General features: G+C 73.9%; 9 protein-coding genes and 3 tRNA genes. 11 read left to right on the forward strand and 1 reads right to left on the reverse strand.

What is annotated here, in order from left to right:
- From J5Y04_RS19160 to J5Y04_RS19180, 5 genes are all read left to right on the forward strand, one after another.
- The coding region (locus tag J5Y04_RS19160) for an LCP family protein (protein WP_209413287.1) at positions 1-1358 on the forward strand (1358 nt) is incomplete at its 5' end.
- A 149-nt stretch (positions 1359-1507) separates the two neighbouring features.
- Entirely contained in the window at positions 1508-1978 is a 471-nt protein-coding gene (gene rsfS, locus J5Y04_RS19165) for a ribosome silencing factor (RefSeq protein WP_209413288.1), read from the forward strand.
- A complete protein-coding gene (locus J5Y04_RS19170; RefSeq protein ID WP_209413469.1) occupies positions 1975-2622 on the forward strand; it encodes a histidine phosphatase family protein in 648 nt (215 codons plus the stop codon). Before rsfS ends, J5Y04_RS19170 begins: the two co-directional genes overlap by 4 nt.
- 125 nt (positions 2623-2747) lie before the next feature.
- Positions 2748-2820: transfer RNA gene (locus tag J5Y04_RS19175), tRNA-Ala, on the forward strand.
- Between the two features lie 37 nt (positions 2821-2857).
- Positions 2858-2930 (forward strand) — tRNA-Ala (locus tag J5Y04_RS19180).
- A 145-nt stretch (positions 2931-3075) separates the two neighbouring features.
- On the opposite strand, the gene J5Y04_RS19185 is transcribed toward J5Y04_RS19180, so the two are convergent.
- Complete coding sequence (locus J5Y04_RS19185) at positions 3076-3996, reverse strand: helix-turn-helix transcriptional regulator (RefSeq protein WP_245205059.1); 921 nt, start codon at positions 3994-3996, stop codon at positions 3076-3078.
- Between the two features lie 102 nt (positions 3997-4098).
- Here J5Y04_RS19185 and J5Y04_RS19190 point away from each other — a divergent pair, with 102 nt between their 5' ends.
- The 6 genes from J5Y04_RS19190 to J5Y04_RS19215 all read left to right on the forward strand — a co-directional run bounded on the left by J5Y04_RS19190 (position 4099) and on the right by J5Y04_RS19215 (position 12463).
- A complete protein-coding gene (locus J5Y04_RS19190) occupies positions 4099-5538 on the forward strand; it encodes an MFS transporter (RefSeq protein ID WP_209413290.1) in 1440 nt (479 codons plus the stop codon).
- A 111-nt stretch (positions 5539-5649) separates the two neighbouring features.
- A tRNA-Ala gene (locus J5Y04_RS19195) sits at positions 5650-5722 on the forward strand.
- A gap of 179 nt (positions 5723-5901) precedes the next feature.
- A complete protein-coding gene (locus J5Y04_RS19200; RefSeq protein WP_209413291.1) occupies positions 5902-7422 on the forward strand; it encodes a hypothetical protein in 1521 nt (506 codons plus the stop codon).
- Between the two features lie 244 nt (positions 7423-7666).
- Positions 7667-10555, forward strand: a complete 2889-nt coding sequence (gene leuS / locus J5Y04_RS19205) for a leucine--tRNA ligase (RefSeq protein WP_209413292.1) — start codon at positions 7667-7669, stop codon at positions 10553-10555.
- Between the two features lie 357 nt (positions 10556-10912).
- Complete coding sequence (locus J5Y04_RS19210) at positions 10913-11170, forward strand: hypothetical protein (protein WP_209413293.1); 258 nt, start codon at positions 10913-10915, stop codon at positions 11168-11170.
- A gap of 510 nt (positions 11171-11680) precedes the next feature.
- Positions 11681-12463 (forward strand): hypothetical protein, encoded by a 783-nt coding sequence (locus J5Y04_RS19215; protein ID WP_209413294.1) that lies wholly within the window; start codon positions 11681-11683, stop codon positions 12461-12463.
- The last annotated feature ends 123 nt before the right edge of the window (positions 12464-12586 follow it).

The following is a 12586-nucleotide window of genomic DNA, read 5'->3' on the forward strand; positions in this document are numbered from 1 at the left end:
CCCGGCCGGCCGCGGCCGCCGCTGCGCCCGCCCGGCCCGAGCCGCCGTCCGAACAGGTCGGCGGGAGCCGCGCGGCCAGGACCGGCGGCGCCGGCAAGGCGCCCAAGGACGACTACGCCACCGGCGAGTTCACCTTCGTCGACGAGGAGGCGGAGGAGTCCGAGGACGTCATCGACTGGCTGAAGTTCGCCGAGTCCCGCAGCGAGGTGCGCGCCGAGCGCCGCCGCAAGCTGCGCACCCGGCTGATCGGCGCCGGCGTGGTGCTGGCGCTCGCGGCGGCCGGTGCCGGCGGCTACCTGTGGTTCACCGGCGAGGACAAGCAGAGCGCGGCGAGCGCGGCCGGCCCGCGCCAGGTCAACGTGGTGCACCTGCGCGACCTCACGGGCAAGGTCTCCAGCGCGCTGCTGGTCAACGACTCCGCCGGGCACAAGGGCACCGTGCTGCTGCTGCCGGACACCCTGCGGCTGCCCGGCCCCGGCGACCCGCCGGTCACCACCGTCGGCCAGGCCATGGACAGCCTCGGCCCGTCCGCCACCCGCGACGGCCTCGCCACCGTGCTCGGCGCCCCGGTGGCCGGCACCTGGCGGCTGGACACCCCCTACCTGGAACTGCTGGTCGCCCAGCTCGGCGGCGTCCGGGTCGACACCAACGCCGAGACCCACGAGGGCGGCAAGGCCGACGGCAAGGTGCTCGCCGCCGCCGGGAAGAACACCCTGCTCAGCGGAAAGGCGGCGGTCGCCTACGCCACCCTCCAGGCGCCCGGCGAGAACCGGGACGCCCAGCTGGCCCGGTTCGGCCAGGTGATGGACGCGGTGGTGCGCACCATGCCGACCGAGTTCAAGGACGCCAAGGACGACGTGCACCGGATGAACGCGGTGCTCGACCCGTCGCTGCCCGAGGACGCCCTGGCCGGGGTGCTGGTCCAGCTCGCCCAGCAGGCGAAGGACGGCCACCTCGGCACCAGCGCGCTGACCGTCAAGCCGGACGGCTCCCTGGACGAGGCCACCGCCGGCAAGCAGGTCAAGGACGTCCTCGGCAGCACGGTGAAGTCCGCCACCACCGGCGACGCCCCGGCCCGCGTCTCCATCCAGGACGCCACCGGCAACGACCAGGCGGCCGCCGCCGCACAGGTCCAGGTCGTCAACGCGGGCCTCACCTTCGTCCCCGGCGGGGCGAAGGGCACGCCGCAGGCGGCCAGTGAGATCCGCTACACCGACGACGCCCGGCAGGCCGCGGCGAAGTCCCTGGCGATCAGCCTCAACCTGCCGGAGACGGCGGCCAAGAAGGTCACCGACGCGCAGAACGCCGACCTGGTGCTGGTCCTCGGCAAGGACTACCAGCCGCCGAAGGCCCAGTAGCGCGGCTCTGCCCGGCCCCGCCCTGCACGGGCGGGCCCGGGCGGCCCCGGAAAACGGTTCCGGGGCCGCCCGGGCGGCGTGAGATCCTGGAATGCGATGCCCGGCCGCGTGCCGGGCCCGCCCCCAAGCAGCCGAGCCGGAAGAACACCGTGACCGCCACCGAGCACAGCCAGAACCTGATCACCGTCGCCGCCCAGGCTGCGGCCGACAAGCTGGCGCACAACATCATCGCGTTCGACGTCAGCGAGGTGCTGTCGATCACCGACGCCTTCCTGATCGCCTCCGCGAACAACGACCGTCAGGTCAAGTCGATCGCCGAGGAGATCGAGGACCAGCTGCGCGAGCAGCTGGACATCAAGCCGGTGCGCCGCGAGGGCGAGCGCGAGGGCCGCTGGATCCTGCTCGACTACCTGGACATCGTGGTGCACGTCCAGCACGCCGAGGAGCGCTCCTTCTACTCCCTGGACCGCCTCTGGAAGGACTGCCCCGAGCTCCCGCTCCCGGCCGACGCGCTCGCCTCGCGCAACCGCCCCGACGCGCACACCGACGAGGCCGGCAACGCCGTCTCGCCGGCCGAGGCCGCCCCGGCGGACGACTTCGGCGCCGAGGACTACAGCTGAGCCGGGACGCGCGGGGTCCGCGCATCGTCTTCTGGCGGCACGGCCAGACCTCCTGGAACCTCGAATCGCGCTTCCAGGGCACCACGGACATCGAGCTGACCGGCCAGGGCGTCCTGCAGGCCCAGCGGGCGGCCCGGCTGCTCTCCGGCCTGCGTCCCGACCTGCTGATCTCCTCCGACCTCCAGCGCGCCCGGCGCACCGCCGACGAGCTGGCCACGGTCACCGGCCTGGACGTGCAGCACCACGAGGGGCTGCGCGAGACCTACGCCGGCTCCTGGCAGGGGCTCACCAACGCCGAGATCCGCGAACGCTTCCCCGAGGAGTACGCGGCCTGGGCGCAGGGTGAGCCGGTCCGCCGCGGCGGCGGCGAGCTCTCCACCGAGGTGGCCGACCGCTCGGTGCCGGTGGTGCTCGACGCGGTCGGGAAGCTGCCGGAGAACGGCACCCTGGTGGTGGTCAGCCACGGCGGGACCATCCGCACCATGCTCGGGCGGCTGCTCGGCCTGGAGCCCGAGCTCTGGGAGTGCTTCGGCGGCCTGTCGAACTGCTGCTGGTCCGTGCTGGGCCGGGGCGCGCGCGGCTGGCGCCTGCTGGAGCACAACGCGGGCACCCTGCCGCAGCCGGTCATCGGCGACGACACCTGAGGGACGCCGGAGGGGTGCCTGCGGGGGCGGATTTCGCAGTTCCGGGCCTGACCAGTTAGAGTCTTCCTCGTTCGCACGGAGGAAACGCAGACCGGAAAACGGGAAGCGGGAAATCCGGTGAGTGCGGGGCTGTAGCTCAGTTGGTAGAGCGCTTGCATGGCATGCAAGAGGTCCGGGGTTCAATTCCCCGTAGCTCCACTCCGCACCTGCGGTCCGCGAGGGCCGTGCGTGTCGCGGGGCTGTAGCTCAGTTGGTAGAGCGCTTGCATGGCATGCAAGAGGTCCGGGGTTCAATTCCCCGTAGCTCCACAGACAGCAGGAAGGCCGCCACCCACCGGGTGGCGGCCTTCGGCGTTCCCGGGGCACCCCCTCCGGGGGCGCGTCCCGGCGGGCACCTCCACCGGGGCGTCCGTGGACGCGCCCGCTGCCGCCGTCCGGGCACCCGTCACCGGGCTCACTCGTAGCCGGACTGGTGGCAGGGGCGCAGCCAGCCGCCGGGCGGCAGAGCGGAGAGCTGCTCGATCCGCTCGCGGTCCTGCGCCCCCTCCGGGACGTAGACCACCACGTACGTCTCCGGCACCCCGGGCATCGTCAGGTACGAGGCGTTGAGCCGCACCGCCCCGACCACCGGGTGGTTGAACACCCGCAGCCACGTCTCCGGCGGCGCCACCTCCTGGCGCTCCCACAGCTCCCGGAAGAGCGCGCTGCGCGCCGACAGCTTCTGGACGTGCTCCTCCCAGGCCGGCTCGCCGACGTGCTTGCCGTAGGCGGAGCGCAGCACCGCGACCATCCGGGGCAGCGCCTCGTCCCGGTTCAGGAAGGGGTTGCAGCACGGCGGCGCGAGGAGCGTGCACCAGATGCTGTTGAAGCGGCCGGTGTCCGTCCGGACCCGGTTGGTGCCGAACAGCGACTCGTACGGCCGGTTGTACAGCAGCACGTCGAACCGGGTGTTGGAGACCGCCGCCGGCAGCGGCGCCAGCGCGTCGAGGATGACCTGGGTCGACGGGTCCAGCACCAGGGGCTCGGGCCCCGACGGCAGCGTGGCGGCGGACACCCCGGCCAGCCGGAACAGGTGCTCCCGCTCGGTGCCGTCCAGCCGCAGCGCCCGGGCCACCGCCAGCAGCACCTGCTCGCTGGCGTTGATCGGCCGCCCCTGCTCCAGCCACGTGTACCAGGTGACCCCCACCCCGGCGAGCTGCGCCACCTCCTCGCGGCGCAGCCCCGGCGTCCGGCGGCGCAGGCCGGGCGGCAGGCCGACGTCCTCGGGCGTGACCCGGGCCCGGCAGGCCTTGAGGTACCGGGCCAGCTCCGTCCGGCGGCGGTCCTGCGGGCGGGGCCCGGCGGGGGTGACGGTGCGGTCGTCCACGGTGGTCATACCCGCCATCGTGCCGCAGGCCGCGCGGCGCAGACAGGTGCTGCCAGTACCAGGATCAGCAGGCTCTAACCACCAGTACCGGCCCGGCCGCACGCTTGGTCCATGACGGACCTTCAGATCCGGCCCGCAGTGGCCGGCAGCACCACCCCCGGCCCGGCCGCCCGGCCCGGGCTGCTCCTCGCACTCGTCCTCTGCGGCCAGTTCATGGCCGTCCTGGACGTCTCCATCGTCAATGTCGCGGTCCCGACCATCCGCACCGACCTGAACGCCTCCGGCGCCGCCCTCCAGCTGGTCATCGCCGGCTACACCATCGCCTACGCGGTGCTGCTCATCACGGGCGCCCGGCTCGGCGCCCGCCACGGCTACGGCCGGCTGTTCCAGCTCGGCCTGGCCGTCTTCACCGCCGCCTCGCTCGCCTGCGGCCTCGCCCCGGCGACCGGCTGGCTGATCGCCTTCCGGCTGCTCCAGGGCGCCGGCTCGGCCCTGATGGTGCCCCAGGTGATGAGCCTGCTCCAGCAGACCTTCACCGGCGCCGCCCGCACACGGGTGCTCGGCCTCTACTCGGCGGTGCTGGCGGGGGGCATGGCCATCGGCCAGGTGCTCGGCGGGGTGCTGGTCAGCGCCGACCTGTTCGGTACGGGCTGGCGCCCGGTGTTCCTGGTCAACGTGCCGATCGGGCTGGCCCTGCTGGCGGCCGGCGCCCGGCTGCTGCCGAAGCTGCCGGGCGACCGCGGCCGCGGCCTCGACATCCCCGGCCTGGTGGTGCTCGGTGCGGCGCTCGGGCTGCTGGTGGTGCCCCTGGTGCTCGGCCACGAGCTGGGCTGGCCGGTCTGGGGCTGGGCGATGCTCGCCGGCAGCGCCGTCCTGTTCGCCCTGTTCGCCGTGGTCGAGCGCGGGATCGCCCGGCGCGGCGGCCAGCCGCTGATCTCCGGCCGGGTGCTGCGGGCACCCGGGCTGCGCCCGGCAGCGGGCGGCCTGTTCATGATCATGGCGGCCTTCTCGGGCTTCCTGTTCTCCTTCGCCCTCCACCAGCAGGCCGGGCTCGGCCACAGCGCGCTGCGGGCCGGGCTCTGCTCGGCGCCGGTCGCGGTCGGCTTCGGGGTCTCCAGCCTGCGCTGGCAGCGGCTGCCCGCCCGGCTGCACGGCGTCCTGCCGGTGCTCGCCACCGTGCTGCTCGCCCCCGGCTACCTGCTGCTCGGCGTGCTGCTGGGCGGCGGTGCGGAGATCGGCCCGGTGGCGCTGGTGCTGATGACCGTGCTCGGGCTGGTCGCGGGCTGCGGGTACGCGCCGCTGTTCGCCCGGGCGCTGGGGGGCGTCGCCCCGGCGGACGCGGCGGACGCCAGCGGCGTGATGGTGACGGTCATCCAGCTCGGTCAGGTGGTCGGGGTGGCGGTGCTCGGCTCGGTCTTCCTCGGAGGGGTCGACCTGCCGGCTCCGGCCCGCGACTCCGGGCACGCGCTGCTGGTGACCACCGCCGTCATCGCGGGCGCCGTCGCGCTCGCCGTGGTCTTCGCCGCCCGCACCCGGCGGTCCGCGGGGTAGGGCCTGCGACAACGGATTAGTGGAGCACCCCTTCGACCGTGTAAAGTAGTCGATGTCGCCGAGGGAAACCGAAGGAAACAGAGGAAAACCTCCGGTGACAACGCAGGTCAAGGGGCTGTAGCTCAGTTGGTAGAGCGCTTGCATGGCATGCAAGAGGTCCGGGGTTCAATTCCCCGTAGCTCCACAGGAATCGAAGGCCGCCTCCCGTTTCGGGGGGCGGCCTTCGGCGTTCCCCGGACGATTCTCGTGGGGTGGTCCTCGGCGTTCCTTCGGCGTTCCCCCGGCAGTGGCCGGCGGTGCGGGGGCGGCCGGTTTTCGTGAACGGTTCGGCGGCCGGCCCCGGGGGACCGCTACCGTCGTGCCATGGCCGATCTGGAGCGCAGGCGCAACGAGGAGTTGGCCCGGATACTGCACCAGCTGGGCTGGAACCCGGAGCGGCTCGCCCGCGAGGTGAGCCTCGCCCTGCCGCCCGGCCTGGCGATCAGCTCCACCGCCCCGTACAAGTGGCGCGACCGCGGCATGGTGCCGCGCAGCCCGCACGACCAGGCCGTCTGCGAGGTGCTCGGCCGCGCCCTCGGCATCGCCGTCACCTACGAGCAGCTCTGGGGCCGGATGGGCGGCAACCGCGGCGCCAAGATCCTCTCGCCGAACCTGCTCACCGACCCGTGGACCGCCGACACCGCGCAGACCGCGCTGCGCGAGGCGGCGGCCGACGCCGGGCCGGTCCGCCTCACCGACCTCTTCCGCGGCGCCGACCTCGACCAGGCCGCCCGGCGCCTGGCCGTGCCGCCGCCACCGGTCGGCGGCGGCGAGGGCGCGCTGCGGATCGACCCCGGCCTGGTGGGCGACCTCGGACACTCCCACCGGAGCAAGCAGCGGCTGGAGCGGGCCTACGGCGGCGGCCTGGTGCTCGGCCCGGCCCGGGCCGAGCTGGCCCTCGTCGCCAAGCTCCTGGAGCTCGGCGGGTACGACGAGCAGCTCGGCCGCGCGCTGTACGGGACGGCCGCCCGGTTCGCCCGGCTGGCGGGCTGGGCCGCGTACGACCTCGGGCACGAGGCGGCCGCCCAGCGGGCGTTCGTCGCCGCACTGCGGGCCGCGCACCTCAGCGGGGAGCTGCGGCTGGGAGTGGGCGTGGTCGGCTGCCTGGTGGTGCTGGCCACCCAGAGCACGGGGGGACGGGGGCTGGACGTACGTGGGCTGGACGCCGTCGGTGCGCTCTCCGGGGCGCTGGAGGCGGCCGGGGACGCGCTGGGTCCGGCCGACCGGGCGGTGCAGCTCGGGCGGATCGCCCGGGCGCACGGGCGGCGGGGCGAGCCCGAGGAGACGCGGAGGGCGGCCGAGCGGGCGTTCGCGGAGCTGGACGGGTTGGCGGGGGATGCCGGCGAAGGCGTCGGCGGGGGTGCTGCCGGAGGTGTCGGCGGGGGTGCCTTGGACGGTGTTGCCGACGGTGTTGCCGACGGTGTTGCCGGGGGTGTTTTCGACGGTGCTGCCGGGGGTGTTCCCGGGCCCGTCGGCCGGGGCTCCGGGGCCGTCTCCGCGGCGGCGGGCGGGCACGGCACCGCGGTGGCCGGAGGGGTCGGGGAGCTGCGGGCGGACCTCGCGGGCATGGTGGGGGAGGGGTACCTCTTCCTCGGTGACCACCGCCGCGCCCAGTCCCTGCTCGCCGGGGCGGTGGACGGCCTCGGCCCCGGCCGGGCCCGGGCCAGGGCGCTGCTGATGGTCAGGCTGGCCGACTCCCAGCGGCGCACCGGCCGCCACCGGGAGGCCGCCGCCACCGCCGACCGGGCCCGCGCCCTGGCCGCCGGAATGCAGTCCGAGCGGGTCGCCCGGGCGCTGCGCGACTTCGACGCGGCCTCCCGGGCGGGATTGCCGGGAGAGGCCTGAGGCCCTTGCGGTACCCTGAGCCCATGCGAACCGTGCGCCTGCTCCTTAGCCGGCCGCGCTGACCAGGACCGGCCCCGCTCACGGGCGGCTGCCGGAGTCGGCGTGGCGTCCCCTCCTGCGAGGGGCTTTTTTGTTTTCCACCGCCTTTTCCGAAACCGCCTCACCGCCTTGGCCGTCCGCGGCCGGTCACCCGTCCGGTCACCGGCCCGGTTCGCCCACTGACATCGATGGAGCCTGAAGGACCATGAGCGAGACGACCCCTGCTTCCGGCGCGGCCGAGGCCGCAACCGAGCCGTTCCGGTACAGCGCCACCCTGGCGGCGGAGATCGAGTCCCGCTGGCAGGACATCTGGGAGAAGGAAGGGACGTTCCACGCCCCCAACCCGGCCGGCGACCTGGCCGACCCGGCCGCCGGTGACGTCGCCGCGAAGCCGCACAGCTTCATCATGGACATGTTCCCGTACCCCTCGGGCGCGGGCCTGCACGTCGGCCACCCGCTGGGCTACATCGCCACCGACGTCTACGCCCGCTACCAGCGGATGACCGGCCACAACGTGCTGCACACGCTGGGCTACGACGCCTTCGGCCTGCCCGCCGAGCAGTACGCGGTGCAGACCGGCACCCACCCGCGGGTCTCCACCGAGGCCAACATCGCCAACATGCGCCAGCAGCTGCGCCGGCTGGGCCTGGGCCACGACCCGCGCCGCTCGATCTCCACGATCGACCCGGAGTACTACCGCTGGACGCAGTGGATCTTCCTGCAGATCTTCAACTCCTGGTACGACGAGGAGGCCGGCAAGGCCCGCCCGATCGCCGAGCTGATCGCGCAGTTCGAGGCCGGCACCCGTGACGTCCCGGGCGGCGGCACCTGGGCGGAGCTGTCCGCCGCCGGCCGCGACGAGCTGCTGGGCGAGTACCGGCTGGCGTACTCCAAGGAGGTGCCGGTCAACTGGTGCCCCGGCCTGGGCACCGTGCTGGCCAACGAGGAGGTCACCGCGGACGGCCGCTCCGAGCGCGGCAACTTCCCGGTGTTCAAGTCCAACCTGCGCCAGTGGATGATGCGCATCACCGCGTACTCGGACCGCCTGATCTCCGACCTGGACCTGCTGGACTGGCCCGAGGCCATCAAGCTGCAGCAGCGCAACTGGATCGGCCGCTCCGAAGGCGCCCGGGTCGACTTCGCGGCCCCGGGCGACCAGAAGATCACCGTCTTCACCACCCGGCCCGACACCCTGTTCGGCGCCACCTACATGGTCCTGGCGCCCGAGCACGGCCTGGTCGACTCGATCGTCCCCGCCGCCTGGCCGGAGGGCGTTCCCGCCGAGTGGACCGGTGGCGCCGCCACCCCCGCCGAGGCCGTCGCCGCCTACCGCGCCGAGGCCGCCGCCAAGTCGGACGTCGAGCGCCAGGTCGAGGCCAAGGTCAAGACCGGCGTCTTCACCGGCGCCTACGCGGTGAACCCGGTCAGCGGCCGGCCCGTCCCGGTGTTCATCGCCGACTACGTGCTGATGGGCTACGGCACCGGCGCCATCATGGCCGTCCCCGCCCACGACCACCGCGACTTCGCGTTCGCCCGGGCCTTCGCCCTGCCGATGCGCTGCGTCGTCGAGCCCACGGACGGGCGCGGCGAGGACCCGTCGGCCTGGGACGACGCCTTCGACACCTACGACTCCGTCATCGTCAACTCCGAGCGCTCCGAAGGCGACCTGTCGCTGAACGGGCTGAGCGTCGTCGACGCCAAGGCCCACGTGACCGGGTGGCTGGCCGAGCGCGGCATCGGCGAGGGCACCGTCAACTACCGCCTGCGCGACTGGCTGTTCAGCCGTCAGCGGTACTGGGGCGAGCCCTTCCCGATCGTCTACGACGAGGACGGCGTCATGCACGCGCTGCCCGAGTCGATGCTGCCGGTCGAGGTCCCCGAGGTCGACGACTACTCGCCGCACACCTACGACCCGTACGACTCCACCTCCTCGCCGAAGACCCCGCTGTCGCGCAACGAGGCCTGGGTCAACGTCGAGCTGGACCTGGGCGACGGCCCGAAGACCTATCGCCGCGAGACCAACACCATGCCCAACTGGGCCGGTTCGTGCTGGTACGAGCTGCGCTACGTCGACCCGTCCAACGGCTCGCGCGTCGTCGACCCCGCCAACGAGCGGTACTGGCTGGGCCCGACCGAGCAGAAGCCGGCCGGCGGCGTCGACCTGTACGTCGGCGGCGCCGAGCACGCGGTGCTGCACCTGCTGTACGCACGCTTCTGGCACAAGGTGCTGCACGACCTGGGCCACGTCTCCTCGGTCGAGCCGTTCCACAAGCTGTTCAACCAGGGCATGATCACCGCCGACGTCTACCGCGACGAGCGCGGCTTCCCGGTGCCCGCCGCCGAGGTCGAGGAGCGCGACGGCAAGTACTTCTGGCAGGGCGAGCCCGTCAAGCGCGAGGCCGGCAAGATGGGCAAGTCCCTGAAGAACGCCGTCGCCCCCGACGAGATCGCCGACGAGTACGGTGCCGACACGCTGCGCCTGTACGAGATGTCGATGGGCCCGCTGGACGTCTCCCGCCCCTGGGACACCCGCGCGGTCGTCGGCTCGTACCGCTTCCTGCAGCGGCTGTGGCGCAACGTCGTCTCGGAGGCCACCGGCGAGCTGGTCGTCACCGACGAGGAGCCGGACGAGGCGACGCTGCGCGCGCTGCACAAGGCGATCGACGGCATCCGCGGCGACATGGCCGGGCTGCGCTTCAACACGGCCGTGGCCAAGGCGATCGAGCTGAACAACTTCCTGGTGAAGCGCGGCTCCACCCCGCGGTCGGTGGCCGACCAGCTGGTGCTGATGGTCGCGCCGCTGGCCCCGCACATCGCCGAGGAGCTGTGGCGCCGGCTGGGCCACGGCGAGTCGCTGGCGCACACCGACTACCCGGTCGCCGACCCGGCGTACGTGGTGGACGAGTCGGTGACCTGCGTCGTGCAGATCAAGGGCAAGGTCAAGGCCCGGCTGGAGGTCGCGCCGTCGATCTCCGACGCCGAGCTGGAGGCGCTGGCGATGGCCGACCCGGCCGTCGTGGCGGCGATCGGGGACGCGCCGGTGCGCAAGGTCATCGCGCGGGCGCCGAAGCTGGTGAACATCGTCACGGGCTGACGGTCGATGGCTGATGGCTGATGGCTGATGGCTGACGGCCGACGGCTGTGGTGTGCGGGCGGGCGTCCTTCGGGGCGCCCGCCCGTTCGTCTTGTCCGTGTGCCTGTTGTCCGTGTGCTTGCGCGTGCTTCCGGCCGCCGGGCTCTCCGGACCGCACGGCTCCCCGGGGCGGTGGGCTCCCCGGATCGGTGGGGGCCGGGGCCCGGGGGGCCTGGGGTGCTTCGTGTGGCTCGGCGGGGTGGTCAGGTGCTCCGGAGCCCGTCGAGGAAGCGGGAGACGTGCGCGGGTGCCTCGGCCGGGTCGAGCGGGGCGTGGCCGACCAGCAGGCGGTACCAGAACAGGCCGAAGAGCTGGTCGGTGGAGGAGTTCTTCGCCGAGCCGTTCGACTGGGCGCGGATCCGGGCCGCGGCGGACGGCTTCCGCGTCCTCCAGGCCCTGGACGACGTGGTCAACCAGCCGGACCCGGCCACGCACGCACGCGACCTGGTGGCCGGGCTGGGCGCCACGGCGGTGCTGACGGCGGCGGGCGCGCACTTCGGGGCCACACCGGACGACCACGTGGAGGTGCCGGAGGCCATGCGCCTGGTGCGGGAGCTGCTGGCGGCGCGGGCGTAGCGACCGCGGACGAAGGGGGCTCGGGCGTAGCGAGGGCGGATGTAGGGAGCTCGGGCGTAGGGGGGCCGGGCGTAGGGCGGGGCGGCGGGCGCTGTCGGTGCCCGTCCGCGGACTGGGGGCGCGGGCCGGTTCGTCCGGTCGGCGCCCCCGGTCGGCGCCTTCTGTCGTCGTCGCGGGCCGGGTGGTTTTCGGGCGGGCGCTCCCCGGACTGGTGCTCCCCGGGCAGGGGAGGGGCCTTCTCGGGCCGGGCTACCTTGAGTCGGGTGGTTCGCCCGGCGGGGCTTCGGGGCTGAGTGGGACTGGTTTCGGGGCCGCCCGGGACTCCTGGGGTTGAGCGGGACTCCCGGGGGCCGGCTCTGGGGGAGATCCCCGATCTGTCCCTGATCTCGGTTGTGGAGCCCTGTTTGCACTGCCCCCGGACCCCGCGCGGCGGCTACCGTGGAACCCTCGGTGGACCGGCCCGCGTTGGGCCCGGTGGGGGCCGGTTCGGCTGGCGGAAGGTGGTTCGTGATGGACATGCTCGGCGTGATGGTCGGCTTGGCCCTGCTCTTCGGACTGGCGATGGTGACGCTGGCCGTCGTGGGCACGGTGAAGGCCGCGAAGGCGGTCGCCAGGAAGGTCGAGCGGCACGAGGCCAACGCCCGGCGCGCGGTCGAGAACGTCACCCTCAAGGCGAAGACCTACACCAAGCCCGGCCCGCACGGCCAGATCTCGGCCGTCCGGCTCGGGCTGCGGACCTCGCTGGAGGGCACCCGCCAGGTCCTGGAGAGCGGTCTCGCCCAGGACGGCCAGCTCGGCGAGTCGCTCGCCCTGCTGCGACGGCTGGACGCCCACGCGGCGGAACTCGACGGCGAGCTGAGGATCCTGGAGCGCGAGCCGGACTCCGGGCGGATCGCGGCCAAGCTCCCCGAGTTGCGGGAACGGGCCGGGCGGATCACCCACTCCGCCGAGACGATGCGCTGGGCCGCCCAGGACCGAATGCACCGGTTCGCGGACGACGAGCTGCGCCGGCTCAGCCAGGAGTGCGAGAGCGAGGCGGGGGCGCTGCGGCACTGGGACACGTCGGGCGGCGCGGGCACCGGGGGCGGCGTGGCCGGGGACACGGCCGCTGGTGGTACCTCCGGGCCTGCCGGCGGGGCTTCCGGGGCCGGCCGGGAGCAGGCCCAGCGGGCCGGGCTGACCGACGGCCGGGATGGGCGGTCCGGGGCCGAGGAGCTGTTGGGGCTGGCCGACCCGCTGGCAAGGCTGGCGGAGCGGCTGCGGAAGCCGTCGGCGGGCCCGTCGGCCGGCTGAACCCGGGCTGAACCCGGCTGAACCGGTTGGATCGGTTGAGTCGGTTGGATCGTCCGAGCCGGTTGGATCGTCCGAGTCGGCCGAATCGGCGGTCCCGTGGTCCTGGGGGCCGGGTTGCGTGCG

The sequence above is a fragment of the Kitasatospora sp. RG8 genome (assembly GCF_017813315.1).
Lineage (GTDB): Bacteria > Actinomycetota > Actinomycetes > Streptomycetales > Streptomycetaceae > Kitasatospora.

Excerpts from the sequence above, each read along its gene's own strand:
- J5Y04_RS19185 (WP_245205059.1), bottom strand. The coding sequence starts at position 3,996 with ATGACCACCGTGGACGACCGCACCGTCACCCCCGCCGGGCCCCGCCCG.
- J5Y04_RS19190 (WP_209413290.1), top strand. The coding sequence starts at position 4,099 with ATGACGGACCTTCAGATCCGGCCCGCAGTGGCCGGCAGCACCACCCCC.
- J5Y04_RS19200 (WP_209413291.1), top strand. The coding sequence starts at position 5,902 with ATGGCCGATCTGGAGCGCAGGCGCAACGAGGAGTTGGCCCGGATACTG.
- leuS (WP_209413292.1), top strand. The coding sequence starts at position 7,667 with ATGAGCGAGACGACCCCTGCTTCCGGCGCGGCCGAGGCCGCAACCGAG.
- J5Y04_RS19215 (WP_209413294.1), top strand. The coding sequence starts at position 11,681 with ATGGACATGCTCGGCGTGATGGTCGGCTTGGCCCTGCTCTTCGGACTG.